This is a genomic window from Marinobacter sp. Hex_13 (assembly GCF_001566815.1).
Taxonomy (GTDB): domain Bacteria; phylum Pseudomonadota; class Gammaproteobacteria; order Pseudomonadales; family Oleiphilaceae; genus Marinobacter; species Marinobacter salarius.
Map to the genome: position 1 here is coordinate 1 of NZ_LSMM01000071.1, position 26,854 is coordinate 26,854.

A 26,854-nucleotide genomic window follows, 5' to 3' on the forward strand; every position below is an offset into this window, starting at 1 on the left:
AGGCGGACGCCCACGAGTGCCGGAACGAGCCAGCCACCACCACCGATGGCCACACCATCGACGTATGCGCCAACCTTGGCAACACCGCCCACACCCCGGATGCTGTCGACCGGGGCGCCGATGGCATTGGCCTGCTGCGCACCGAATTCGTTTTTATGGAGCATCCGGACGCGCCTGACCTGGACACCCAGGTGAAGGAATATCGCCATGCCTTCGACGCCCTCAACGGCCTGCCACTGGTCGCACGCACCCTCGATGTGGGTGGTGACAAGCCCCTGGATTACTGGCCCCTTCCCCACGAGGACAACCCCTTCCTTGGGCTGCGCGGTATTCGCCTGTCACTGACGCGACCGGAAATCCTCGAAACCCAGGTGCGCGCGCTGCTGACGGCTGCCGACAACCGCCCACTGCGAATCATGTTTCCCATGGTCAAGGACCTGGAAGAGCTTCGCGCGGCCAAGGCCATCGTCGAACGGGTCCGCGCCGAGATTCCCTGCCAGGGCCTGCAGGTGGGCGTGATGATTGAAGTGCCCTCCTGTGCCCTGTTGGCCCACACCCTGGCACCGGAAGTGGATTTCTTCTCGGTAGGCACCAATGACCTCACCCAGTACACCCTGGCTATCGACCGTGGCCACGGCCAGCTTTCGGCCGAGTCCGACGGGTTGCACCCCTCGGTACTGCAACTGATCCGCATGACCGTCGAAGCCGCCCATGCTCACCAACGCTGGGTGGGTATCTGTGGCGAGCTGGCCTCCGACCCACAGGCTATTCCGGTACTGCTGGGTCTGGATGTGGACGAGCTGTCGGTGACCAGCCGGCGAGTGCCACTAGTCAAAGCCTGTATCCGCGGGCTTAGCCGCGAACACGCCCGTGAACAGGCGAAACTGGCGCTGGGCAAGGCCACCGCAGCCGAAGTGCGCGACGCCCTGGAGACACTGTAATGGCCCGGGTACTCACCATCACCCTGAACCCGGCGCTGGACCTAAATGCCGAGACCGACTCAATCCGGCTGGGTAACGTGAACCGCTCTCGGTCCACACGTCTGGAGGCTGCCGGCAAAGGCATTAACCTGGGCCGTGTGCTGTCACGTCTCGGCCATACCGTGACCGTGTCCGGACTGCTGGGAGAGATCAACGCCGCACCCTTCGATCGCCTGTTCTCGTCTGACATCCTGGCAGACCACTTTGTCCGCATCCCCGGGCAGAATCGCATTAACGTGAAAATTGCCGAGGGCGATGGTCGTGTGACCGATCTGAACGGGCCCGGATTTGACGTACCCGCGGATGCCCTGGACCGATTAAAGGCACGCCTGGGTAACTTGAAGAACAGGTTCGATGCCGTTGCCATTGCTGGCAGCCTGCCCGGCGGCTTTCAGCCCGAGGCACTGGCGGAACTGGTCACCCTGGCTCGCGAAGCAGACATCCCGGTGTGGCTGGATACCAGCGGCGCAGGCCTCACAGCCGGGCTTAAGGCGCTGCCAGACGGCATCAAGCCCAATACGGAAGAGCTGGCCGAATGGGCCGGGCACCCTTTGGAGAGCCTGGACGCCATCGCCGAGGCAGGTCGCTCACTTCAGGCCACCGGCATCGCCAATGTGGTGATTTCCATGGGCGAAAAAGGCGTGCTCTGGCTGTCGCCGAAGGGTAACTGGCAAGCGTTGCCACCGCCCGTGACCGCCACGAGCACGGTCTGCGCCGGCGACACTTTGCTGGCCGGAATGATTCACGGCTTGCTCGAACATCATCACCCGGAACAGGTGCTGTCAACCGCCACCGCGCTGTCGGCCGAGTGCGTTCGACACATTGGCGTTGGCGATCCAATGGCCGACGACTTTATCCAACTGATTCAGCAAACCCGCGTCACTCTCTTCACCTCCTTCACCTCCTTCACCTCCGTCACCCCCTGGCCCGGGCACAACAACAATGGGGAGATACCATCATGAAACTGATCATTGTAACCGCCTGCCCTCAGGGCGTGGCCACCAGCTTCCTGGCGGCCCGGGCTCTGGAACGGGCCGCGCAGCAAAAAGGCTGGGAAGCCAGAACAGACATTCGCAGCCCGCAGCAACCACTGTCGTCCCTGGCCGAGGATGTCATCGCCTCGGCGGACCTGGTCGTTGCCGCAACAGGAACACCAACGGACCTGAACGCCTACGCCGGCAAACGCCTCTATCAGGTCCCGGTAACGGCCGCCCTGCCCGATCCCGCGTCGATTCTGGACCAGGCCGAAAAGCAGGCCGAGCCCTATCAACCAACAGATGCTTCACAGCCCGAGCCTGCCACCTCAGGTAACGCAGGCAAACGCATTGTCGCCGTCACCGCCTGCCCCACCGGTGTCGCCCACACGTTTATGGCGGCAGAAGCCCTGACCGCCGCCGCGACCGCGGTTGGCCACCAGATCCGTGTGGAGACCCAGGGCTCCGTGGGCGCACAGGACCCTCTGACCGCCGAGGAAATCGAGGCGGCGGATGTGGTGATCCTGGCCTGCGATATCGAAGTGGACCCGAGCCGTTTTGCCGGCAAACGACTCTGGCGTACGTCCACCGGCAGCGCCCTGAAAAAACCGGGGCCCACCATTGATGACGCCATGACCAATGCCTCTGTCGAGGAAGGCCAGAAAAAAGCGACCTCAGGAGGTGGTGGCGAGAAACGCGGCCCCTACAAGCATTTGCTGACGGGCGTATCCTTCATGCTGCCCATGGTGGTAGCCGGCGGCCTGCTGATCGCCCTGTCATTCGTGTTCGGCATTGACGCGTTTGAAGAGGAGGGCACCCTGGCAGCCGCGTTGATGCAGATCGGCGGCGGCACCGCCTTCCAGTTGATGATTCCCCTGTTGGCCGGCTATATCGCCTGGTCCATCGCCGACCGGCCGGGCCTGGCGCCGGGAATGATTGGCGGCTACCTGGCCAGCACCCTTGGCGCAGGCTTCCTGGGCGGCATCATCGCGGGCTTCCTGGCGGGCTACGTCGCCCGTTTCATCAGCCAGAAGCTGCCAATGCCCGAGAGCATCGAATCCCTCAAACCCATCCTGATCATTCCGCTGCTGGCCAGCCTGGTCACCGGCCTGGCCATGATCTACGTGATCGGCGAACCCGCCGCCGCCCTGATGGATGGGCTGACCAACTTCCTGGAAGGCATGGGCACCACCAACGCCATCCTGCTGGGCGGTATTCTCGGAGCCATGATGTGCTTTGACCTGGGTGGGCCGGTGAACAAGGCCGCCTATACCTTCGGTGTCGGTTTACTCTCGGAAGGCAGCGGTGGTTCGGCCCCCATGGCGGCGATCATGGCCGCGGGCATGGTGCCCGCCATCGGCATGGGTGTGGCGAGCTTTATTGCCCGCGCCAAGTTTGCAGAGGCCGAACGGCAGGCCGGGCGGGCCTCCTTCGTACTGGGGCTGTGCTTTATCTCCGAAGGTGCGATCCCCTTCATGGCCAAAGACCCACTGCGCGTGATTCCGGTGTGCATGGTGGGGGGCGCCATCACGGGCGCCCTGTCCATGCTGTTCACTGTCAAGCTCATGGCACCCCATGGCGGTCTGTTCGTGCTCGCCATTCCCAACGCGGTAAGCACAGTACTGCCCTATGTGGCCGCCATTGCCATCGGTTCGCTGGTAATCGGGTTTGGCTACGCCATGATCAAGACCGGCAAGGCCGAGGTGGCAACCGCCTCCTCTTAGCAGACCTCCCCTCCGGGGGCGCTTGACGCCCCCGGTATTTGCGGCGATGGTATCCGCCAGATCCACACACAAGGACGCCGTGATGAAAATTCTGTCTACCCTGATCCTGGCGATTGCCGCCATTGTTTCCGCGTCACTCATCGCCAACGGCCTGACCGGGCTACGCACCGGAGACCGTTTCGTCACCGTCAAGGGCGTTGCGGAACGGGAGGTGCAGGCGGACCTCGCACTCTGGCCCCTGCGTTTCGTCGCTACCGGCAACAGCCTGGACGAAGCCCGCGAGAAGGCCCGCAGCAGCCGCGAAGCCATTATGGCCTTCCTCAAGCTGCAAGCCATCGACACAGACGCAGCGGAACTGCAACGCCTGGACGTTACGGACACCCGCGCCAATCCCTACCAGGAAAGCAACGGCCAGAAGTTCATCATCAACCAGACCCTGATGGTTCGCAGCGACGACATCGATCGCATTCGCCAGGCCGCGCAGTCTGTCAGTGAACTGGTGGATTCCGGCGTCATTCTGTCATCCGATTATGGCCCAGGCGGGCCGACTTACCTGTTTAACCGGTTGAACGACATCAAACCCGAGATGATTGCCGAGGCCACCGCCGCCGCCCGCGAGGCCGCCGCACAGTTTGCCAGGGATGCAAAAACTGAATTGGGGAACCTGCGCCGCGCCAATCAGGGCGTGTTCCAGATCCTGGCCCGCGACCAGGCCCCCGGCGTCAGCGAGGGCCAGCAGCCGATAAAAACCGTTAGGGTAGTGACTACGGTTGAGTATTATCTAAATTAGGCGACTGCCGCCAGTTACTGGGTCTGCACCATTTCATCGGTAACCTGATAGCGGCCAGCCAGCCAATGCAGGATTTCCCTAGCGGCCGGGTGATCAAAGTGGCCATAACATTCCGTCAGCGCCTGATGGCGTTCGGTACTGAGCCTGTGCAAGCCGGCATCCTGCAACAGGAGCAGATCGGCCTGTACCTGCTGCGCCAACTCTTTGCCCAACACTTCCTCGGCGGCCAGCTGGAAGGCCTTGCCATACTGGTAGCCGGGCCCCTGTTCGTAGCTACGGGCCAGGGTGATGGCCGGAATCGCAGTGAGCGTTGGCTGTAACGCGGGATTAATGGCATGGCCAGAGAGATACGGGCCGTTGGCCGCCGGCCGGCCGGTAAATGCCCGCAGGTGCAGATGCCGGGACATACGGTCACCGTCGTTCACCGGGTAGTTATCCCACAGCACCGGCTTGCGCCCCAGTGCTTCTGAAACACGCTGCAGATGGCCCGGCGATATCTCCCGCGAACACACCTCCTCGCCCGTCCAGAACACCTGCACGGACGGGTCCAGTGCCTTGCCTAGATCTTCCAGGTAATGCTCGGGACGAGGACCGAACACCCGGTCCAGCACCGGATCATCGGAGTAGTAGCTGGGGCAGACGGTCAGTTGGTCCGCTGTACTGCGTTCTGCCACCCAGTGAATGATCTCCGCCTGTCGGGCCGCCAGTTCCGGTGTATCGCTTTTCATGTCATCAAACAGGATCGCCAGATCGGTGATACCCAACTGATCAAACGCTGCCAGTTTTTGCGTCAGCGCGGTTTTCGCCGAGTCATCGAAATTGTTGAACACCTCGAACGGGCTCAGGCCAATGCCGAACCGGACTCCGTGACTGCCACAAAACCGGGCGAAATCAGCCAGCTCATCGGCCTCCGCTTGCGGATGCGGCTCGTTCCACCGGCGCCTGAGAAAAGCATCCGCCTTGGGTGCGTACCAATAGTTCCGATAACCATGGGGAGCCAGTGCCGCAACCAGCTGCCGACGCTCTTCCCAGCTCCACAAAGGGCCATAGAAGCCTTCAATGATTCCCAGTGGGGGTTGCTCTGCCATGGGCGTTTCCATTTCGCGAGTACACAGATGGTTTACCGTCCAGAGGGTATCTCATCAGGCCGTGGGGGTCACCGGACAAGTTTAGCAATGTCGGCTAGACTTCTCGTACTGATGATGTAGTGATGAGTAGTGATGAGTAGTGACGATTCACATCCGCTCTCCGATTACCCATGTGGATAAGGAGCCTGGCAAATGGACATTAAAAGCTTTGAAGACCTGATTGAGTGGGCTCGCGAGCTCCACGCCCACCTGTCCCGATGTTTGTCGGAGTGCTCAACAAAGAACAAGGAGGAGCGAGCCCGGGCACTGCTGACGTATCTGGCGGACCATGAGGCCGAACTCGAGCGCATCACGGCGGAGTTCGAGAAACAGGCCGATTCAAGGGCTTTGAAAACAAGGCTCTACGACTACCTGAACGACGAACACAAGGCCATCAAAACCCACCGCACCTGCGATGATCATTACGCCAGTCTCGACTTCGACAGCATTGTTCGTGAGGTGTTCGACTTCCATGATCAGCTGATCGACCTGTATGACAGCCTGGCCGGCAAGGCAGAGATTCCGGAAGCGAAAGAACTCGCTGAATCCCTACGCGCCATGGAGGAGAACGAAGCCATGAGGCTGGCGAGGCAGATTGGCATGATGGATGATGTCTGAATTCTTCCACTCTCTGTACATGAAAACTGGAAATCGCGAGTCACCGATAGTACTGTATATATAAACAGTATCGGGAGTTTCCCCCATGAAGACTCGCGCGACACCCCTCAACCCACAGAACCGCTTCCAGCCCATAGTGACGGACCGCCAATACGATGATGGCTGGTATCAGGACCCCGCTGATGATACCTGCCCTGACTCACTGGCAACCGAAGTGGTGGATGAACAGGTGCGTACGATTATCAGCCGGAACCAGTCGCCGGATGTGCCGTTCGACCAGTCCATAAACCCGTACCGGGGTTGCGAGCATGCGTGCATATACTGCTTTGCCCGGCCTACCCATGCGTACTGGGACATGTCGCCGGGGCTGGACTTCGAAACCCGGCTGATCGCCAAACCCAATGCTGCGGAACAGCTTCGAAGGGAGCTCGATAAACCCGGCTACCGTGTGTCGCCAATTGCCCTTGGCGTGAACACCGATGCCTATCAGCCGGTTGAGAAGCACCGGGAAATTACCCGCGACGTCCTCAAGGTGTTGGTCGAGTATCGCCATCCGGTGTCCATTATCACCAAGGGGGCACTGATTCTGAGGGACCTGGACCTGCTGTCAGAACTGGCACATCAGGGCCTGTGTTCCGTTCGGGTCAGCTTAACCACCCTGGACAATACCCTGAAGCGCCAGATGGAACCTCGCACTGCAGCGCCGGCGACACGCCTGAAAGTCATCCGTGAGCTGGCCGCTGCCGGCGTACCAACGGGCATCATCCTGGGGCCGGTTATCCCGTTCATCAACGATCATGAAATTGAGAGCATTCTGGGGGTCGCAGCAGAGGCAGGTGCGGAACGGGCAAGCTGGATCATGCTTCGCCTGCCGCTGGAACTGGATGAGCTGTTCCAGGACTGGTTGCAGCGGCACTTTCCAGACCGGGCCAGTCATGTGATGAATCGCATGCGCGATTTGCGGGGTGGCAAAAGTTACGATGCCCAGTTCGGGCGCAGAATGACAGGAACGGGCCCCTACGCAGATCTTGTCCGCCAGCGCTTCGCAAAGCGCGCAAGGCAACTGGGCCTGAACCTTCATCAGGCAGAGCCCCTTAGAAGCGACCTCTTCAGGCGTCCTGCGGGTGAGCAGATCGGATTGTTCTAGACCGGAAACATTACCTCATGCTGACCAGCGGGAGAAAGTCGTAAGACCTAGGTCGTACAGAGGCGGGTTTTTCGTTCCGTTTCTTAACGTTTGTTGATAACTTGAACTAGAATTAGGAGTTACTTTCCCAGACAGAGGGAGAGGCTCTCAACACAACAACGACAAAAGAGGCTAGAAGAGCAATGAAGATCCGTTCTGTTCTATCCGCGGCTGTGCTGGCTGTAGCAACTACCTTTGCTTCCACACAAGCCCTCGCTCAAGACACGTTTACCCTGCGCCTGGCCGAGACCTGGGGGCCCAACTTCCCGATTTTCGGTGACACCACCAAACGGTTCGCTGAAACTGTCGAAAAAATGTCCGACGGCCGCCTGAAGGTCCGCATCGACTCGTCAAACAAGCACAAAGCGCCCTTCGGTGTCTTTGATATGGTCAAGGCCGGCCAGTACGACATGGGTCATTCCGCGTCCTACTACTGGAAAGGCAAAGTACCCAACACCCTGTTCTTCACAAGCATGCCTTTCGGCATGAACGCGATGGAACAATACGCCTGGTTCTACCACGGCGGTGGTATGGAACTGATGCAGGAGGTTTACGAGCCTCACAATATGCTGTCGTTCCCGGGTGGCAACACCGGCGTTCAGATGGGCGGCTGGTTTCGCAAGGAAATCAACACTCTCGAAGACCTGCAGGGCCTGAAGATGCGTATTCCTGGCTTCGCCGGTGAGGTGTTTGCAGAAGTAGGCGTTAATCCGACCAACATCCCACCGGGCGAGCTTTACACAGCCCTGGAACGCAACACCATTGACGCGGTTGAGTGGGTTGGTCCTTCCCTGGATCTGCGTCTCGGTTTCCAGCAAATTGCGGACTATTACTACACTGGCTGGCACGAGCCCGCCACGGAGCTGCAGTTCCTGGTGAACAAGAAGGTATGGGAAGAACTGCCAGCCGACCTTCGTGAAATCATGCGCGTCGCCATGCGCACAGCCTCCTACGACATGCTGGTTCACTCTCAGCACGCAAACGCAGAAGCCTGGGCCAACATCAAGGAAGAGTACCCGAACGTACAGATCAAGAAATTCCCTGAGGAAATATTCCAGGCCATGCACGAGGCCAACGAGAAACTCCTGAAAGAAGCGGCAGCGAACAATGAGCAAGCCGCAAAGATTGTAAAATCCCAACAGGAATATCTTGAGAAGAGCCGGGCCTACACGGACATTTCCGAGCGGGCCTACCTAAACACGATGGCAGAAGTCGAGTAACATATCGGCAGTAACTGAGCCGGGATCGCTCTAGCAGTGATCCCGGTTTTGTCGTTTATAGCAATTGAAAAATCGCCGGCTCGCTGGCGGAGGACAATCAATGCGTTGGATTATCAAGCTGGACGAGGGCCTGGCCACCCTGTCCATTTTTTGCGGCTGGGTGGCCTGTGCCGCAATGATTCTGATGGCCGGTAACGTCTTCTACGACGTAGTAGCCCGCTACGCTTTCAATGAAGTTTCGATCGGTATGCAGGAAATGGAGTGGCATCTCTATTCCGTGGTGTTCCTGCTGGGCATCCCCTACGCATTGCGCACGGACGGCCATGTTCGCGTAGACGTTTTCTACACCCGCTGGCGTGACAAGACCAAGGCCTGGGTCAACATCGTTGGTGCTGTTATCTTTGTCATCCCCTTTTCCTACCTGATCTGGAACTACGGTTACGATTTTGCCGTTGAGTCCTACAGCATGGGCGAAGGCAGCGGCGACCCGGGTGGGCTACCCCATCGCTGGGTGATCAAGAGCGTGATCCCGATTTCCGCGGTGTTTACCGGTATCGCCGGGTTCAACATGGTGACCTTCGCAATACGGGTTATCTCCGGCGACAAGACCTATGAGCCCAAGCACGGCGCGGAGGGTCTCGCATGATCGGTATGATTATGTTCGGAGCCGCCCTCCTCCTGCTGATGCTGGGCTTCCCGGTTGCCTTTACCTTTGGCGGCGTTGCCCTGTTTTTCGGGATCTATGCCGAAGGCATGGATCTGTTCGCTTTCATGCCCTATCGCATTATGAGCGTCATGCAGAACACGGTGTTGATGGCGGTGCCGTTGTTCATCTTCATGGGTGTAGTGCTGCAACGCACCCGGCTGGCCGAGCAATTGCTGACCTCCATGGGCCGCCTGTTCGGTGGATTGCCAGGGGGCCTGGCCATTTCCACCATCCTGGTAGGTGCCCTGCTCGCCGCATCAACGGGCGTCGTCGGTGCCAGTGTGGTAGCCATGGGTCTGATCTCTCTCCCCGTGATGCTGGCCCATAACTACGACAAGCGGCTTGCAACGGGCACTATCTGTGCGTCCGGCACACTGGGCCAGATCGTACCGCCTTCGATTATCCTGATTATCCTTGGCGACGTGCTCGGGCTCCCGGTTGGCGACCTCTTCAGGGCAGCCGTTATCCCAGGTGTGGTGCTGGTCGGTCTGTACATCATCTACATCCTTGTTCTCACCCGCTTCAAGCCTGAAACCGGCCCCGCCATGCCGGATGACAGCGGACTGTCACGGGGCAAGGAAATCCGTGCAGCGCTGCTGGCGATTATCCCGCCGCTGGCGTTGATCATCGTCGTACTGGGCTCCATCTTTGCCGGTATTGCCACCCCCACGGAATCTTCGGCGCTCGGTGGTGTCGGCGCCGTGGTGCTGGCCATCATTTACCGCCAGTTCTCCTTCAAGATGGTGTGGGATGCCTCAAAGGACACGGTGAAGGTCACTGCCATGGTGTTCGCCATCCTCGTCGGTGCAACCGCATTCTCGATGGTGTTCAGCTACACCGGTGGCGATTACCTGCTGGAAGAATGGCTACTGCAGCTTCCCGGCGAAAAATGGGGCTTCATTATCCTGGCCATGCTGGTCATCCTGGTGCTGGGCTTCTTCATCGACTTCGTGGAAATTTCGTTCATCATCGTGCCGATCCTGGCACCGGTGGCGGAAGCCATGGGCATCAACATGCTGTGGTTCGCGATTCTGATTGCCATGAACCTGCAAACCAGTTTCCTGACGCCCCCATTCGGGTTCAGTCTGTTCTATCTCAAAGGCGTATCACCACCCGGTGTACAGACCACCGATATCTACAAAGGGGTACTACCGTTTATCCTGATGCAGGTACTGGTGCTGGCGATGATCGTCATTTTCCCGGAATGGTTTGGCATGAGCTCGACCTACTGACGTCGGCGCAGCCGACAGCACACCGACAAGCCGGGGCCTTGCAGCCCCGGTTTTTTTGCCCGCCATTCCCGCTTTTACCCCTTTTACCTAATGCCCCAATAGCAACCCTCCATTCTTTGGTGTGTGGGGGGATATGACAAAACACGCTTGTTTTCTATACTAAAGACGAAGCAGGCGATTCTCAGTTGTGATATCGGGACACGCCCTGATGCTGAATCACTGTCGGCCAAGCCCGCCGACCTCAGTCCGTGATTAACCAGCTGAAAAAGGGAGATATGTATCCATGAGCCAAAGCACCGCCCGGAAGCCCCCAGCGTCCACCAACGACCGACCGGAGGACAGGCCTCACGTCCTGACGTTGCCCCTGGAAGAGCAGCAGGCGGACCGTGAGCCTCACAGTTATGAACGCTGGCTGATCGCCAAGCTGATGCGCATGGCCGGGTCACCGCCGCTACGGTTCCAGTTGTGGAACAACGAATTCATTGACCCTGAAGAAGGCCATGCCCGCTTTACGCTCAAACTGACAGACCCCAAGGCGCTGTTTACGCTGGTTACCAACCCCAACCTGGCGTTTGGAGATCTATACAGTGCAGGCAGACTGCAGGTAGATGGCGACCTTTCGGAGCTGATGGAGACACTTTACCGCTCAATTCACAACGCAAGGCAGAAATGGCCCAAATGGCTGGAAGCCCTGTGGCGCAACCATAACCCCCGCTCTACTGGCGTTTCTGAAGCCCGGGAGAACATTCACCACCATTACGATCTGGGCAACGAATTTTACCGGCTCTGGCTGGATCATGCCGAAATGCAGTACACCTGCGCCTATTACGAAACGCCGGATTTGACCCTGGAACAGGCCCAACTGGCCAAGCTGGAGCACGTTTGCCGCAAGTTACGACTGAAACCCGGCATGACGGTTGTGGAAGCCGGCTGTGGCTGGGGTGGTCTGGCGCGTTATATGGCCCGGAATTACGGCGTGAAGGTACATTCCTACAACATCTCGAAAGAACAGCTGACGTACGCTCGGGAAGAAGCCAGGCGTCAGCAGCTGGACCACCTGATTGAGTACGTTGAAGACGACTATCGCAACATCAGCGGCCAATACGACGCCTTTGTGTCCATCGGCATGCTGGAGCATGTCGGCAAGGACAATTACCTGGCGCTGTCGGAGCTTATCAGTCGTTCCCTGAAGCCGGACGGCCTGGCGTTACTGCACAGCATCGGCCGCAACCGGCCCATGCTGATGAACGCCTGGATCGAGAAACGCATCTTTCCGGGTGCTTACCCACCGAGTATCTCTGAGTTCATGGGTATCTGCGAACACAGCGACTTTTCGGTGCTGGATGTCGAAAATCTCAGACTGCACTACGCACAGACGCTGACCCACTGGATGGAACGGTTCAGAAGCAACATGGACAAGGTCACAGAAATGTACGACGGGCACTTTGCCCGGGCCTGGGAAATGTACCTCGCCGGCTCCATAGCCGCCTTCCGCGCCGGGTCACTGCAACTGTTCCAGGTGGTCTTCACCCATGGCGGGAACAACCAGCTGCCACAAAACCGCCAGGACATCTATTCGTCCCCCGCAGCTCCGGAGGCATAATCATGGACTACTACGACCTGATTATCGTAGGTGCCGGGCCTGCCGGCTCCACCCTCGCCCACGCACTGCAGGACAGCGGCAAACGCATTCTGGTAATCGATAAGCAGGACTTTCCTCGGGACAAGACCTGCGCCGGCTGGGTTACTCCTGCGGTGATGGACAGTCTCGATATCGACATCAACCACTACGGCACCGGACGAACCCTTCAGCCCATCCGGCGGTTCCGTATAGGCATGATGGGGCAATCGGCGGTGGAAAATGACCACGGTGAGATTGTCAGCTACGGCATACGACGCTGCGAGTTCGATGCGTTTCTTCTGGACAGGACAGCCGTGCCGAAGCAACTGAACACACCGGTCAAGTCCATTGTTCGTCGCGATGGCAACTGGGTGATCAACGATACCTGGGAGGCGCCCCTGATCGTAGGTGCCGGGGGCCATTTCTGCCCGGTGGCGAAGCTGATGGGAGACGGCCCCGGCAGCCACGAAGTCGTAGTGGCGGCCAAAGAGGTGGAATTCGAGATGACGCCTCAACAGGCCGAGGTGTGCGAAGCTCGTGGCGACACCCCCGAGCTCTGGTTCTGCCGCGACCTGAAGGGCTATGCCTGGGTGTTCCGAAAAGGTAATTTCCTCAATATCGGCCTTGGCCGGGAAGACAATCACAAACTGACCGAGCACCTCAACGCCTTCGTGGAGGAAATGAAATCCGAAGGACGCATACCGGCCGATTTACCGGGCAAGTTCAAAGGTCATGCCTACCTGCTATACGCCCACGCGGAGAGACAACTGGCCGATGACGGCCTGCTGTTGATCGGGGATTCCGCCGGCTTGGCCTACACCCAGAGCGGCGAGGGTATTCGCCCTGCCATCGAGTCTGCGTTGATGGCGGCAGACATTATTCGCGACCAGGAGGATTATTCCGCCCAGGCACTGCAGGCCTACGGCGAAGCTATTGCCAGCCGTTTTGGTAATCGCGCCATGCCTCAGGATGAGGGCTGGCAAGTGCCGGACTGGGTCAAAATGCCATTGGCCAGTACCCTGATGCGGTCTCACTGGTTTACCCGCAAGGTGGTCACCGAAAAATGGTTCCTGCATCAGCAGGTGCCACCACTGGCGACGGTCTCCCAGGGTTGAGAGAACGTATAGAACCGGATCGGGCAGTACCCGGTCCGGTTCTCCTTATCACGCCGACGGTCAGTCAGCGGCCAGTTCAATCACATCGATACCATACAGAGTGGTCGTGCCACTCACCTCGTTGCCTACCGCTAACATTGGCTTGCCATTGGGGCTGTCCCCAGCAGCGATAAAGGCAAGCCCCTCGGGCCCAAGATCACCCGCCATTCCACTCTCAAGATCGGTCTGGGAGGCAGAGAAGTCGCGGTTATTGAGGTACTGGACGAATTCCGGGTTCTGCGGATTGGTCACGTTATAGACCATGATGCCCCCAACCCGTTCAAGGCCGATAAAGGCAAAGGTCTGGCCATTAATGGTACCCACGGTGACCGCCTCAGGCTCTGGTCCCTTATCGTCGGAGCGGTTGTCGAACGCATTTTCGTCATTATTGCTGTTGAAATTGTCCGGGATCAGGCTCGCGGTAATGCGCTCGAATTCACTGCCGCTGTCGAAGACCCGCTCGCCGGTTTCCGACCAGATTGAAAACGAACGCGCACCGTAGGCGTAGAGCTCACTGTAGACACAGTTATTCTCCACATAGCCCCGGTCATACTCACCGCCCACGAGAATGACGTTGGCAGGATCGCTGGGCGCGCAGGAATTGCCAAAACCCAGGGTGGATGTGACGTTCAGGCGTCCCAGGTTAGCGTCTTCCTGCAACTCGGCAGCGTTCGGGAAGGCCATGGCATCCAGCGTCAGGTCGGCGACGCGGAATTCCTCACTGAAGCCGTCGTAATCCCGGGAATCACCCTCGTTGGCGGTGATGTAATAGGTTTTTCCGTTAAAACCGTAGCTGGTCATGGCATCCGGATGGTAAATGCTTTTCACCGGCCAGTTGCGAATGTTGATGCCGCTGTCGTCGTTGCTGGCATCCAATTCGTTGCCGATGATGCTGTGATCCTTGAAACCCAACGGAATAATGGCGGTAATCTCCCCGGCCGCGATGTCCAGTTCGGCAACGGCATTTGCCTCCTGCATCGCGACCCAGGCTTTTTCACCGTCGATAGAGATCGCTATGTATTCCGGCTCCAGATCCTGTGCCAGAGTGGCGCCCGGCCCGAACACTCTCAGGCCCTGTTCCATAAGTTCGGCCAGCTGACCGTTGAAGCTGGCGAACCCGGCCGTGGTGACCGTCGCCGCAGCCACGCCGTTGGACAGGTCAACAATGCTAACGGAACCCTCCGGGTCAACACTGTAGTCATCACTGGGTTCGCCCTCGTTGGCCACCAGGAGCTTCTGGCCATCGCGGGTAAACGTCAGCATATCCGGCAGGGCGCCCGCCTCTACTTCACCCACCTTGTTCAGGTCGGTGCTGTTATAGAACACCACCTTGCCGTTGTCCTGCTTGACGTTGGCTTCAATGGCGACGGCCACGAGATCGCCGTATACCGCCACGCTGTTCGCAGAAGCACCTTCGGCGGTGGCATCAATGGTGCTGAGCTTGACCGGCATCTCCGGGTCCTGGATGTCCAGCACGTCCACGGTCGAATCGTTGGCATTGATGACAAACAGACGCTGGTTGGCGGGATCGTGAGCCACGATTTCCGCTGCGCCTTCATCGAAAGCACCACTTGCATAGGTGCCGAGGGTATTCAGCTCAATCAGGGTCTGGCTGGTGCCGGGCGAACCGGTACTGCCATCGTCGCCGTCATCACCGTCGCAGGCCGCCAGGCCCAGGGTGGATGCGAGGATGGCTGCCGTAAGGAGTGAGTTCTGGAATGTCATGTTTGCCTCTTCTTCTGTCGTTACACGTGTGGTTGTACACGACACTTTATGGAGAAGAGGTGACAGAAATGCGTCACTTTTAAGTCAGAACTGCTCAGGGAAGGTGGTATCAGCAAAAAAATGGCGACCGTGCGGTCGCCATTATCAACACTTGCTCAAGTGATTGAGAGCTTCAAGGGCTTTATTGGCCGAGGTAGCTACGGTACATCCATACCGTCTTTTCCTGCTGAGAGATGTAGTCGCTCATCAACGCAACGGTGCCCTCGTCGTCCGCATCGCCAGCCAGGTGAAGCAACTCCCGCTGCTTACCAATCAGCTTGGCGAAGCTCTCCACGATGTTTTCAACAGCATCCTTACCATCGGCCACATCCTTTCGCTCAGGCACCTCGGATTTTTCGATGTAGGTGCTGTAGGCGTGTGCAGGCCTGTGCCCGAGGGTCAGCACCCGCTCGGCTATCTCGTCAATCTTCAACAGCAGGTCGTCATAAAGCTCTTCAAACTTGGCATGCAGTTCGAAAAAGTTGTCACCTTTGATGTTCCAGTGATAGCCACGAACGTTCATGTAGAAGATCTGGTAGTTGGACAGCAGATCGTTCAGTGCGTTCGCCAGGCTCTGGGTCTTTTCAGTGTCCAGACCAATAAAGTTCTTGCTCATAACGTGTCTCCTTGACAGTTACCGGAATGTACTGGTGGCTAATCTAACCAGGAATCGTGAATAGATAAAGTTTAGTTATCCAATCTTCTTGATAGCTCTTACTAATCTTTGGCAAGACCAAGTAATAGCTAAGGGCTATCAAAAATCTGCATATTATTTATTTAACAACGATTCTCAATTGCTGTTGAATGGACCCATATCCATCGCACTTGCGGAGCTGACTGACTATGAGTGCCCTGAAGATGTTTTTCCATGACCATGGTTCAAAGGGTGACAACTCGTTGCTGAAAACCATCACATTCGCCATTACCCACTTCACCGTGGCCTTTACCGTTGCTTACCTGCTGACCGGCGACATACTGATTGGCAGCCTGATTGCCATGGTAGAACCAGCGATTAACACGGTGGCCTACTTCTTTCATGAAAAGATATGGGCGCGGAAGCAGCAGATTGCAAGGGGCGTCTCTGGTGCGGAGGCAATCCCGGTTGCCCGGAGTTTCTGATCAGGGCCATTTCCCAGACTCTAACCACCCGGGCCGCAATCCAGGCAATGCTCAATCGGTTGTGGCCCAATATCCAGCTTGCGGTTGAGGTCACGCAATGCCGTACGAACTCCTTCCTCAATTACCGGGTGGTAGAACGGCATGGTCAGCATCTCGCTCACCGTCATGCGCTTCTGCAGAGCCCAGGCCAGCAAGTGTCCGATGTGTTCGGCTGCGGGGCCAAACATCTCCGCGCCCAAAAATAACCCACTGCCCCGCTCACCGTAGACATGCAACAAGCCCTTATTAGCGCCAATAACGCGGCTGCGCCCCTGTCCTTCGAAAGAAACCTCACCAACGGCATAACCACCCTTACAACGCTCATCGACTTCGTTGAGGGTCATACCCACCGTGGCAATCTGTGGATCAGTGAATACGATGCCCAATGGCACCCGGCGCAGTCCGGCCCGCACATCCGGATACCGAGCCGCGTTATCGCCGGCTATTCGCCCCTCATCAGCCGCCTCATGGAGCAGTGGCACCTCATTGTTGGCATCTCCAGCGATAAAGATATGACTGTCACCGCACTGAAGCGTGTAATGATCGAACAGCGGTGAGCCATGGTCATCCTCGGCAATATCCGCGTTCTGTATATCCAGACTGTCGACATTGGGGCGACGCCCCGTGGCTGCCAATAGATAGTCGAAAGTTTCCGTGGTTTCACTGCGATCCGCTCCCGAAAAACGAATACGCACGCCGTCGTCCGTTCGCTCAACCGACCGGACCTTGGCGCGGGTATCCAACGGAAATTCGTCATTAAACGTTTTCAGGGCGTAGTTGCGGATCGCTTCCTCCTGAAGCGGCCCAAGACTTCCGCTGACACCAAACATCCGCACCCGAACCCCCAGCCGACTGAGCGCCTGCCCCAGTTCCAGGCCAATTATGCCGGGACCGAACACAGCGACGGACCCAGGCAGGTCGTCCCACTCGAAAATGTCATCATTCACCACCAGTCGGTCCTTGGCGTCCTTGAGAAAGCCGGGGATGTTCGGCCGGGAACCGGTGGCAATGACCACACGGGCGGCCTCGACTTCCACCTTCTCTCCAACAACAATTCGGTGAGGCGACAGGAAACGGGCCTGGCCGCGAAGCCGGTGAGCCTCGGGAAACCCCTCAACCGCCTCTATCACAAAGCTGACGAACCGGTCCCGCTCCCTGCGGACACGCGCCATCACCTCTTTGCCATCAATTCGGATATCACCGGGGTGAACACCAAACATCGGTGCCTTGCGCGACTGATGGGCGCTGTCGGCCGCAGCAATCAAAAGCTTGCTGGGCATACAGCCGACACTGGCACAGGTGGTACCGTAGGCACCGCCTTCAATCAAAACGATATTGTCCGTATGCTTGCGGGCAGCGCGATAGGCGCTCATGCCAGCGGTACCCGCGCCAATAACAGCGACATCCACCTTGCGTTTTTCCACGTCTACAACTCCCCTCACCGCCTACAAAATTCATGGTTCTGCCTCAGTATAGGAGTGAATACGGGAAACCGTTCAGTTGCCAACCAAAGACATCGCAGCATTCGACGCGGGACTTTTTCAACCGCGCCTTCTAGACTGGCGCCCTGTAACGGAGCTTTCCTGGAGATAAAAGGTATGCACAACTACTGGCCGGAATTCATCACCGTCGCCCTCGTTCATTTCCTGGCCGTCGCCAGCCCAGGGCCAGACTTTGCTGTGATGCTTCGCCAGGCGCTGTGCCAAAGCCGTCGCAACGCCCTGCTGACGGCCTTCGGCATTGGCACGGGAATTCTGATTCACGTGGGGTATTCCCTGCTGGGCATTGGCCTGATTATCCAGCAGTCACTGGTGCTGTTCAGTATTCTCAAAGTGATTGGCGCCCTCTACCTCACCTGGATCGCGATACAGTGCCTGCGCTCGAAAGCCGGCGGCATTCATGTCGAAACGGAAAACGGTGGTCGGCAAAGCGGTTTCGCGGCCTATCGGCTGGGTTTTCTGACCAATACCCTGAACCCGAAAGCCACGCTGTTCTTCGTATCACTCTTTTCCGTGATCATCAGCCCGGGTACGCCGATTGCGATTCAAACGGCTTATGGCGTCTATATGGCAGTGGCCACCGGCCTGTGGTTCATGGCCGTGGCGGTATTCTTCACCCTGCCGCAGATCCGCAGGGGGTTTAACCGTTTCGGCTATTGGCTTGACCGGCTGATGGGGGGCGTTCTGTTGTTACTGGCGGGGCAGTTGCTGTTTTCAACAGTGTCTGGGGACGGGGGCGAGGCCCTTAACCCCGGCCAGGACTGAGAGCCGATTGCCTGAGCCAGGCGGGTAGCCTTGGCCAGGACACGCCCACAAGCACGTCCATGTGGGGCTCGGTCGCGCCATCCCTGGCGCTCCACGGTCCTGACCAAGGCTACCCGCCCGGCACATCGGAACTGGGTGATATCTCCCGTTAAATCGATCTGAGCAATTCTTCCGTTTGCTTCCAGCCAATGCAGGGATCCGTTAGGGAACATCCGTAAATTAAATCGTCGCTGTCATTTTGACGCCCTTCTTCAAGAAAACTTTCCAGCATCAATCCAACAATATTTCGGTTACCCGACCGCTTCTGGAACATGACTTCCTTCGCTATCTCCAGTTGCCGCGATGATTGCTTTTGAGCGTTATCATGACTGCAATCGACCATCACCGAAGCAGAAACACCTGCGCTGGACAAAGCATCCACGGCCTCGCGAACACTCTCAGCATCGTAGTTTGTAATACCTCGCCCGCCCCTTAATACCAAGTGTGTATCAGGGTTGCCCTCGGTGGTAATCATCGCGGGTGCGCCATGACTGCCTATGCCGAACCGGTGATGGGGATGGGCCGCTGATTTCATGGCGTTGATGGCAACGCCAATGCTGCCGTCGGTGCCGTTCTTGAAACCGGTCGGCATCGGCAGGCCGCTGACCATTTCACGGTGAACCTGGGACTCAGTGGTGCGGGCACCGATGGCGGTCCAACTAACGAGGTCACCAAGGTAATCCATGGCGAACGGGCTCAGGGCTTCCGTGGCCAATGGCAGGCCCATGTCTGACAGGTTCAACAGCAGGCGCCGGGAACGCAGCAGGCCTTCGTTGAGGTTTCCGCTGCCAGTGCGCTCCGGGTCATAGAGCAGGCCTTTCCAGCCAACGGTGGTTCGGGGTTTTTCGAGGTAGGTACGCATCACAATCAGAAAACGGTCGCTGACATCATCCGCCAGTGCTTTGAGTTTCTCGCCATACTCCAATGCCGCCACTTCGTCGTGGATGGAGCAAGGGCCAACGACCACCAGCGTTCTCGGGTCCTCGCGGTTGAGTATCCGGCGAATAGCATCCCGGTGCTGGCGAATCCGCGCCTGAATGTGAGCAGGAACCGGCAGGCTGGCTCGCAGTTCGGCTGGTGTCGGCAGCGGCACTTCCCGGGTTCCCGGCTCAGCCTCTGATGGCTGCTGGGTCTCGTTCAGTGTCTCGATGTTCAGCGACATGTTCATGGTCAGTGTTCCCGTTTCCCTGTGTCAGAATCAAAAAAGCCCCGGCTGGTGGCTACCAGTCGGGGCTTTTTGAGTCCGGTGGCAGCCTGGGTTTCTGCCGGGCTGCCTTCCTCGTTATTCGGTCGATGAAGATCTTATGGGCGGCCCGGGCTCTGACTAAAATAGCCATAACCAAACCACCAAAAAAACACAGCAGCGACCGCAGCGATCGATTTTTCACCGAAAGCTTGCAGAACATTCAATTGACAGGTCGCGTGTGTCGTCTTCATGCTTTCCAATATATATCCCCGGTTTCCGGCTTTGCAACCCGTAAATTCGGTTTTTTGCAGGTATTGCGGCCCTACCAGTCCCGGAGTCACTCATGAACACAGCGATGAATTGTCGGCCCACGCTTTCTTTATTGCTGATCCTGCTGCTTTTTTCAGGCGCTCTAGCAGCGGCGCCTGAGGCCCGTACTTACCAGATGGCACAGCGCTCCGCAGAGGGTGTGGCGCAACAGATCCGCGAACTTTATCCGGATGGCCAGGTGTCGATCACCGCTCGCGGACAGCAAATGGTGGTTCGTGGTGAACCAGAGGTGCTGGATGAAATCGGCAGGCTGGTGGAGACCATGGACGTCGCCCCCTCACAGATGCGCATTACGGTTCGTTCCCGACACAACGTGGATGCCAAAACCGGTGGCGGCGGGTTTTCCGTCAACAACAACCAGGTCAGCGTACAGGCAGAACGCAAGGTCACCACGACACGGCGGAATCAGGAACGCACGCTGATCGTTCAGGATGGGCAATCCGCTCATATTGCCTCTGGCCAGGTCCGCACCGTACCGGTCGCCATCCGCGGGGGCCGTAATCCAGCGGCGTTTCTGGGACAGGTCGAAACCCGAAGCGGCTTCCTGGTCAGTCCGCAGGTGATTTCAGATCAGGCGGTCGAACTGAACATCGTTTCTTTTGAGGAAGACCCGAAGGGCAACCCGCCCGGCTACGACACCGAGGCGGTGATGACAATACGTCGGGTAGAACCCGGTGAATGGGTGGAACTCGGCAGCACGCGCCAACAGCGAGCAGGTGAGCAGTCCGGCATCACCTACCAAACTGGGAACAGTCGCCGCCAGAATCAGACCTTCGAGGTAAAGGTTGAGGTTCTTTAAGGCCGGTCAGGCACGGCGTTTCAGCAAGACACTCTTGGCTTCGTTGATCTTTGCGGCCAGGTAATCGTTACCGCCTCGATCGGGATGGAGCTTCTGGATCAAACGTCGATGCGACTGCACAATCTCGTCGTCTGTGCAGTCTGGCGCAACCCCCAGAACCTCACAGGCTTCGCTGACAGACATATTTCCGGAACTGGCACTCTGTTGCCTGCGCTGATGCTGGGTGGCGGTGTCGTCATTACCAAACCCACTCTGACGGTTCTGCCCGAACAGGCGGCTGACCGTTGGGGCAAACTTCAATAAGGCTGGCAGTTTTCTCAGTAGTGGTAATAGGGCGGCCACGGCGGCGGTCAGCACATGCACCCGCCCCGTCAACACCATGAATAGAAGCACCGCGGCACCAGCCACCAACACGACTTTCCAGGTGGCGGCCTTCTTCTTCTCCGGCGATAACGCGCCCCACTGTTTCAGCACAATAAATACGGCTGCCGCCAGTGCAATACCAAGAATCCATTGCATTCGCCAATCCTTATAGATGACCGAGTCGTAAATCTGTCATTCTTGTTTGGCAACCTAGTGAACGGGACGAGCTCCCGGACCCGCCTGGACAAGGCAGGCGAAGGCGCCTGGAGCGCAGTAATTGTACGCATTTTCACTGACAAATCAGTGACAGCAACCCTCTCGCTTGTATAGGATGCTATTCTTTACGGTTTGTTGACGAGTCCTTGCCAACACAGCCCCCGGCGAGCCGGGCAACTCCATCCCTACGGGATCAGGAGCCTGCAAAGCTAACACGATTACCTGTAACGGACATACGACCCAGGACCTGAATTATGCGCACTGCCTCCCGCTTCCTGATTGTACTCATCTTTCTCGGTGTCGTGCTCGGCGGCATTTTTGGTTACAAGTTCTACCAGTTCGGCCAGATGCAGGAACAATTTTCCCAGCCACAGCCGCCGGCGAAAATTTCCGCGACCATGGCCAGCACCGAGATGTGGACACCTGAGATCAAAGCCGTTGGCAGCGTTGAAGCCATCAATGGTATTGAAGTGGCGAACGAAGTTCCCGGTGTGGTTGAGAACATTGCGTTCGAGTCAGGTGATACGGTGAAAAAAGGCGACATCCTGATCCGCCTGGACGCCGCCATTGATGAAGCCGCATTGCGCACACGCCGTGCCGAGGCACAGCTCGCGGAGCAGGAGTTCAAGCGGGTGTCCGACCTGCTTCCCAAGCGCGCCGTGTCGCAATCCCAGTACGATGAAGCCAAGGCCAATTTCGACGCAGCACGGGCAAGGGTCAATGAAGCCGAAGCCCAGTTGAGCAAGAAAATCATCCGCGCGCCTTTTGACGGCAAGCTTGGCCTCCGTCTGGTGGATCAGGGCGAATACATTGGTACCGGTACGCCGATCGTCGAAATCAACATGCTCGATCCGATCTACGTGGATTACACTCTCTCGGAAAAAGACCTGCCCATGGTGCAACAGGGCTACGACGTAGTGGCGACCGTCGCGGCCATCCCCGACAGTGATTTTGCCGGCCAGGTCAGCGCCATCAACACGTCGGTTAATCCGCAAACCCGTACCGTCCGGATTCGTGCCACGCTTGGCAACGAGGAGAACCAGCTTCGCCCGGGCATGTTCGCCACGGTCGCAACCAGGCAACCCCAGGATCAGGAGGTTGTCACCGTGCCGAGAACCGCCATTTCCTACAACACCTACGGCGATTTCGTGTTTGTTGTCGAAGAGAATGATGACGGTGAATTGGTCGTCAATCGTCGCACCGTCCAGACCGGCAATACCCGGAACAGTCGCGTTGCGGTGCTCGAAGGCCTGAAGGAAGGTGAGCAGGTCGTCGCCAAGGGCCTGCTGAGATTGAGGGCTGGCCAGCGCGTTGAAGTCCAGGAAGATGAGCAGCCGGCGGAGGCGTCCAAGTAATGCGTTTCACCGACATATTCATACAGCGCCCCGTCCTGGCGACGGTGGTCAGCCTGCTGATCCTGCTGCTCGGGGCCCGGGCAGCGATGGAGATGGAAATCCGTCAGTACCCGGAACTTGAAAGCACCACCGTCACGGTGACAACCGCCTACCCCGGCGCTGGCTCTGAGCTGGTAAAAGGGTTCATCACCACACCATTGCAGCAGGCCATCGCTGAAGCCAGTGGCATCGACTACCTCACGTCCACAAGTTCCCAGGGGCAATCCACCATTGAAGCCAAGATGGTGCTGAACTACGACGCCAACGCAGCGCTGGCCGAGATTCAGGCAAAAGTGGCCAGTCAGCGCAACGTGCTGCCCGCCGATGCGCAGGACCCGGTAATAACCTCCACAACCGGCGATTCCACCGCGCTGATGTACATCGCCTTTTACAGCGATGAGCTGGAGGTACCCCAGATCACGGACTACCTGACGCGGGTGGTGCAGCCCAAGCTGCAGGCGTTGTCCGGCGTGGGCAAGGCCGACCTGTTGGGTCGCCAGTTCGCCTTACGGGTCTGGCTGGACCCAGAGCGTCTGTCCGCTGTCGATATGACTCCTCAGGAAGTGGTGGATGTACTGCTGCGCAACAACTATCAGGCGGCGGTAGGCAACACCAAGGGCAAATACACCAAGATCAGCATGACCAGCGACACCGACGTCGGTGATCCGGAGCAGTTCAAGGATCTGGTGGTCAAGGAATCCGACGGCTCACTGATCCGCCTGCGGGACATTGCCCGCGTTGAACTGGGCTCCGAGACCTACGATCAGTTGGCCCTGTACAAGGGCCAGCCAGCAACCTACGTAGCCATTGAACTGTCACCCGGCGCTAACCCGTTGACGGTTGCAAAGCTGGTCAAAGATGAACTTCCGGGGATTGAAAGCCAACTGCCTTCCGGCATGAATGTCCGCCTGGCCTACGATGCGTCCGACTTTATCGACAGTTCGATTAAAGAGGTTATCCAGACACTGCTGGAGGCGCTGGTTATCGTTCTGGTGGTGGTCTTCATCTGCCTGGGCTCAGTCAGGGCAGCCGTGGTTCCGTCCGTGGCGGTGCCTCTGTCTCTGGTTGGCGGCGCTTTTTTCATGCTGATGATGGGTTTCTCACTGAACCTGCTGACACTGCTGTCGATGGTACTCGCCATCGGTCTTGTCGTGGACGACGCGATCATCATGGTGGAAAACGTCCACCGCCACATTGAAGAGGGCGAGTCCCGCTTCAACGCGGCCCTGAACGGTGCCCGCGAAATGGCAACACCGATCATCGCCATGACCACAACCCTGGTGGCGGTCTATGCCCCAATCGGCTTCATGGGCGGACTGGTTGGCTCACTGTTCACCGAGTTCGCATTTACCCTGGCCGGCACCGTCGTTATTTCCGGCATCGTGGCACTGACCCTGTCGCCAATGCTGTCCGGCAAGATCCTCAAGCCCCACGGCAATCCAGGGCGGTTCGAGCAGGTCGTGGAGCGCTCCTTCGGCGGCCTGGCCAATGGGTACAAACGTGCTCTTGCGTCATTGATGGACACCAAGTCCGTGGTGATTTTCTTCGCCATCGTGGTGCTGGGATCGATTTATTTCATGGTGGCCATGAGCCAGAACGAGCTGGCACCCACTGAAGACCAGGGCATCCTGTTCTATCAGGGGCTTGGTCCCCAGACGTCCACCCTCGACTATCTCCAGGAACACGGAGATGAGGTGCAGGAGCGCATGTCGACGGTACCCGGCTACCATGAGGATTTCATGATTCTCGGCATTACCGGGCCAAACGCCGTGTTCGGCGGCTTCAAGATGAAGCCCTGGTCCGAGCGTGACATCAGCCAGTTCGAGGTTCAGCCACAGCTTGACCAGGAACTGAAAAACGTCACCGGCCTGCAGACCGCCGTTTTCCCCAGACCTTCCCTTCCGGGTTCCGGTGGCGGCCTGCCATTCCAGTTTGTGATCACCACGGGCGAGGACTACGAGCGCCTGAATGACGTTGCCAATGACCTGCTCGGACAGGCCATGCAAAGCGGCAACTTCATGTTCCTGCAGAAATCCATCGACTTTGACCGCCCGGTTACCCGCATCAACGTCGACCGTGACCGGGTGGCGGATCTTGGGCTGTCGATGCAGGACGTTGGCCGTGCCATGTCCAGCATGCTGGGCGGCGGCTACATCAACCGCTTCAACATGCAGGGCCGCTCCTATCAGGTCATTCCCCAGGTCGACCAGGATTTCCGCCTGGACGAGCAGGCGCTCAATGACTATTACATTCGTGCCGACAGCGGCAGCCTGGTTCCGCTATCAAGCGTCATCAGCTTCCAGAAAGACGTGGAGCCGTCACAACGCACCCAGTTCAACCAGTTGAACTCATTGACCCTGCAGGGCGTTGTGACGCCGGGCGTGACAGTGGGCGATGCCATGGCCTTCATGGAGAATGCCGCCGCAGACAGTTTCCCGCAGGGTTTCTCGTTCGACTACACCGGGGAATCGCGTCAGTTCGCGAATCAGGGTAGCGCATTGGTGGTTACCTTCTTCCTGTCATTGCTGGTGATCTACCTGGTGCTGGCAGCCCAGTTCGAAAGCTGGCGCGACCCGTTCATCATCCTTGTATCAGTACCGATGTCGGTGGCTGGGGCCATGGCCTTCATTGTGCTCGGCTTTGCCACCATGAACATCTACACGCAGGTGGGCCTGATCACCCTCATCGGTGTCGTGTCCAAGAACGGGATACTGATCGTGGAGTTTGCCAACCAGCTGCAGGTGGACAAGGGCCTGAACAAGCGCGAGGCAGTCGTGGAAGCGGCGGCCATCCGTCTGCGCCCGATCGTCATGACCTCCCTGGCGCTGATCTTCGCCATGGTTCCACTGTTGATTGCAGTAGGCCCGGGCGCGGAAAGCCGGTTCGCCATCGGCCTGACCATCAGTGCAGGCCTGGGCATCGGTACGCTGTTCACCATTTTCGTGTTGCCCGCGTTCTACATCCTCCTGGGCCGTGACCACCACGGCTCCACGGCGGATGACGACGCAAATGGCAGCACTGGGAATACGGCTCACGCCCAGTGACCCTCGGAACGCTCTTCTGGCTGTTTGTAGCCGGCTTCGCCACCTGGTACTGGTGGCGGGCCAAGGCCATCAAGGACTTTGTGCTTCAGGCAGCCAGGAACTACTGCAAGAAAATGGATGTGATGCTGCTGGACGACGCCGTGTACCTGCGTGGCGTATGGTTCAAGCGTGACGACAACGGCCGTACCCGGGTGTGGCGCCGCTTCCTGTTTGAATTCACATCAACCGGAGAGGAACGCTACCTCGGCAGAATCATCATGCTCGGCCCTCGCATCATCCATATGGAGCTGGACCCCCACCGTTTCGGCCCGGACCTCTAACCTCCGGGCACATCCCCCCGTAGACGCGACAGATCACCTCCCCCAAATGGGCGATTCTTACTCCCGCCCCAATCGCAAATAATCCTCCACGCATTGGCGACAAAAAGCGGCCCTCACAGGGTGTGCTTTCTCACAAAAACAACAGGAGTCAACCATGCGTAAACTCATCACTTTCGCGGTGATCATGAGCTGTGCCGTGCTTGCAGCACCCACACTCAGCCATGCCAGCTATACCAAAACAAAGCATCCCATCGTTCTGGTCCACGGTGTGACCGGTTTCAACACCATCGGTGGCTTGATCAATTACTTCCACAACGTTCCCTGGAACCTTGAGCGCAGCGGCGCCCGGGTATATTCCGCCAGTGTGTCCTTTGTGAACAGCAGCGAGCAGCGTGGCCAGCAACTCGCCAACTACATCAACGGGCTTGGGCATTCGAAGGTCAACATCATGGCCCACAGCCAGGGCGCGCCCACCTCCCGCGTGACCGCCTCGCTTATTCCCCACAAAGTTGCCTCGGTAACATCGATCAATGGCGTCAACAAAGGCTCAAAAGTCGCGGACGTCGCGCGGGGAATCATTCCACCCGGCAGCTATGTCGAAGGTGGAGCCGGCGCCATTGCCAACGCGCTTGGCGATCTGGTCAA

At 58.2% G+C, this 26,854-nt stretch carries 24 protein-coding genes; 18 read left to right on the forward strand and 6 right to left on the reverse strand.

Translation table 11 applies throughout. The features are described 5' to 3' along the window. The 4 genes from AXW11_RS17440 to AXW11_RS17455 all read left to right on the forward strand — a co-directional run. On the forward strand, window positions 1-941 hold a 941-nt coding region (locus AXW11_RS17440), incomplete at its 5' end, for a phosphoenolpyruvate--protein phosphotransferase (protein WP_353743721.1). Next, entirely contained in the window at window positions 941-1,942 is a 1,002-nt protein-coding gene (gene pfkB, locus AXW11_RS17445; protein WP_091642456.1) for a 1-phosphofructokinase, read from the forward strand. The genes AXW11_RS17440 and pfkB, both read left to right, overlap by 1 nt. Continuing rightward, complete coding sequence (locus AXW11_RS17450) at window positions 1,939-3,678, forward strand: PTS fructose-like transporter subunit IIB (protein ID WP_041332543.1); 1,740 nt, start codon at window positions 1,939-1,941, stop codon at window positions 3,676-3,678. Before pfkB ends, AXW11_RS17450 begins: the two co-directional genes overlap by 4 nt. An 82-nt stretch (window positions 3,679-3,760) precedes the next feature. Continuing rightward, window positions 3,761-4,468, forward strand: a complete 708-nt coding sequence (locus tag AXW11_RS17455) for an SIMPL domain-containing protein (protein WP_041336401.1) — start codon at window positions 3,761-3,763, stop codon at window positions 4,466-4,468. 14 nt (window positions 4,469-4,482) lie between these two features. Here the strand turns inward: AXW11_RS17455 and AXW11_RS17460 are convergent, their stop codons facing one another. Then, on the reverse strand, window positions 4,483-5,556 hold the full coding sequence (locus AXW11_RS17460; protein ID WP_041332542.1) for a beta-N-acetylglucosaminidase domain-containing protein: 1,074 nt from the start codon (window positions 5,554-5,556) through the stop codon (window positions 4,483-4,485). Between the two features lie 192 nt (window positions 5,557-5,748). Between AXW11_RS17460 and AXW11_RS17465 the strand changes: the two genes are divergently transcribed. The 7 genes from AXW11_RS17465 to AXW11_RS17495 all read left to right on the forward strand — a co-directional run bounded on the left by AXW11_RS17465 (window position 5,749) and on the right by AXW11_RS17495 (window position 13,293). Next, a complete protein-coding gene (locus tag AXW11_RS17465) occupies window positions 5,749-6,213 on the forward strand; it encodes a hypothetical protein (RefSeq protein WP_041332541.1) in 465 nt (154 codons plus the stop codon). Window positions 6,214-6,298: 85 nt separating this feature from the next. Beyond that, complete coding sequence (locus tag AXW11_RS17470) at window positions 6,299-7,360, forward strand: PA0069 family radical SAM protein (protein WP_075194244.1); 1,062 nt, start codon at window positions 6,299-6,301, stop codon at window positions 7,358-7,360. A 182-nt stretch (window positions 7,361-7,542) separates the two neighbouring features. After that, a complete protein-coding gene (locus tag AXW11_RS17475; protein WP_036211050.1) occupies window positions 7,543-8,619 on the forward strand; it encodes a TRAP transporter substrate-binding protein in 1,077 nt (358 codons plus the stop codon). Between the two features lie 100 nt (window positions 8,620-8,719). Next, window positions 8,720-9,265 carry a TRAP transporter small permease subunit gene (locus AXW11_RS17480; protein WP_041332540.1) on the forward strand — a complete coding sequence of 182 codons (546 nt, stop codon included), beginning with the start codon at window positions 8,720-8,722 and terminating at the stop codon, window positions 9,263-9,265. Next, a complete protein-coding gene (locus tag AXW11_RS17485; protein ID WP_036211044.1) occupies window positions 9,262-10,557 on the forward strand; it encodes a TRAP transporter large permease in 1,296 nt (431 codons plus the stop codon). Before AXW11_RS17480 ends, AXW11_RS17485 begins: the two co-directional genes overlap by 4 nt. A gap of 283 nt (window positions 10,558-10,840) precedes the next feature. Continuing rightward, a complete protein-coding gene (locus tag AXW11_RS17490) occupies window positions 10,841-12,160 on the forward strand; it encodes an SAM-dependent methyltransferase (RefSeq protein ID WP_041332539.1) in 1,320 nt (439 codons plus the stop codon). Between the two features lie 2 nt (window positions 12,161-12,162). Next, window positions 12,163-13,293 carry an NAD(P)/FAD-dependent oxidoreductase gene (locus AXW11_RS17495; protein WP_036211038.1) on the forward strand — a complete coding sequence of 377 codons (1,131 nt, stop codon included), beginning with the start codon at window positions 12,163-12,165 and terminating at the stop codon, window positions 13,291-13,293. 60 nt (window positions 13,294-13,353) lie between these two features. On the opposite strand, the gene AXW11_RS17500 is transcribed toward AXW11_RS17495, so the two are convergent. Further along, a complete protein-coding gene (locus tag AXW11_RS17500) occupies window positions 13,354-15,057 on the reverse strand; it encodes a choice-of-anchor I family protein (protein WP_091642459.1) in 1,704 nt (567 codons plus the stop codon). A 181-nt stretch (window positions 15,058-15,238) separates the two neighbouring features. Further along, a complete protein-coding gene (locus AXW11_RS17505; RefSeq protein ID WP_036211032.1) occupies window positions 15,239-15,712 on the reverse strand; it encodes a Dps family protein in 474 nt (157 codons plus the stop codon). Between the two features lie 227 nt (window positions 15,713-15,939). Between AXW11_RS17505 and AXW11_RS17510 the strand changes: the two genes are divergently transcribed. Beyond that, complete coding sequence (locus AXW11_RS17510) at window positions 15,940-16,215, forward strand: DUF2061 domain-containing protein (protein ID WP_051947074.1); 276 nt, start codon at window positions 15,940-15,942, stop codon at window positions 16,213-16,215. Window positions 16,216-16,235: 20 nt separating this feature from the next. Here the strand turns inward: AXW11_RS17510 and AXW11_RS17515 are convergent, their stop codons facing one another. After that, window positions 16,236-17,678, reverse strand: a complete 1,443-nt coding sequence (locus AXW11_RS17515) for a dihydrolipoyl dehydrogenase (protein ID WP_041332538.1) — start codon at window positions 17,676-17,678, stop codon at window positions 16,236-16,238. A gap of 174 nt (window positions 17,679-17,852) precedes the next feature. Here AXW11_RS17515 and AXW11_RS17520 point away from each other — a divergent pair, with 174 nt between their 5' ends. Continuing rightward, the gene (locus tag AXW11_RS17520; RefSeq protein WP_091642462.1) at window positions 17,853-18,518 is read left to right on the forward strand and encodes a LysE family translocator; all 666 of its coding nucleotides are present in this window, start codon (window positions 17,853-17,855) and stop codon (window positions 18,516-18,518) included. Window positions 18,519-18,666: 148 nt separating this feature from the next. On the opposite strand, the gene AXW11_RS17525 is transcribed toward AXW11_RS17520, so the two are convergent. Further along, a complete protein-coding gene (locus tag AXW11_RS17525; protein WP_041332537.1) occupies window positions 18,667-19,725 on the reverse strand; it encodes a 3-deoxy-7-phosphoheptulonate synthase in 1,059 nt (352 codons plus the stop codon). 361 nt (window positions 19,726-20,086) lie between these two features. On the opposite strand from AXW11_RS17525, the gene AXW11_RS17530 reads away from it, so the two are divergent. Next, on the forward strand, window positions 20,087-20,872 hold the full coding sequence (locus tag AXW11_RS17530; protein ID WP_041332536.1) for a secretin N-terminal domain-containing protein: 786 nt from the start codon (window positions 20,087-20,089) through the stop codon (window positions 20,870-20,872). A 6-nt stretch (window positions 20,873-20,878) separates the two neighbouring features. On the opposite strand, the gene AXW11_RS17535 is transcribed toward AXW11_RS17530, so the two are convergent. Beyond that, window positions 20,879-21,391: a DnaJ domain-containing protein gene (locus AXW11_RS17535; protein WP_085678804.1), complete on the reverse strand. Its 513-nt coding sequence runs from the start codon at window positions 21,389-21,391 to the stop codon at window positions 20,879-20,881. Window positions 21,392-21,705: 314 nt separating this feature from the next. Here AXW11_RS17535 and AXW11_RS17540 point away from each other — a divergent pair, with 314 nt between their 5' ends. From AXW11_RS17540 to AXW11_RS17555, 4 genes are all read left to right on the forward strand, one after another. Beyond that, window positions 21,706-22,806 (forward strand): efflux RND transporter periplasmic adaptor subunit, encoded by a 1,101-nt coding sequence (locus AXW11_RS17540; RefSeq protein WP_036211014.1) that lies wholly within the window; start codon window positions 21,706-21,708, stop codon window positions 22,804-22,806. Then, window positions 22,806-25,889, forward strand: coding sequence for an efflux RND transporter permease subunit (locus AXW11_RS17545; protein WP_075194238.1), 3,084 nt, complete (start codon window positions 22,806-22,808; stop codon window positions 25,887-25,889). Before AXW11_RS17540 ends, AXW11_RS17545 begins: the two co-directional genes overlap by 1 nt. Continuing rightward, window positions 25,886-26,209, forward strand: a complete 324-nt coding sequence (locus tag AXW11_RS17550; protein WP_007155520.1) for a DUF3301 domain-containing protein — start codon at window positions 25,886-25,888, stop codon at window positions 26,207-26,209. The genes AXW11_RS17545 and AXW11_RS17550 overlap by 4 nt, the downstream gene beginning before the upstream one ends. 154 nt (window positions 26,210-26,363) lie before the next feature. Continuing rightward, window positions 26,364-26,854, forward strand: a 491-nt coding sequence (locus AXW11_RS17555) for an esterase/lipase family protein (protein WP_286792509.1), incomplete at its 3' end; no start/stop codon positions are given.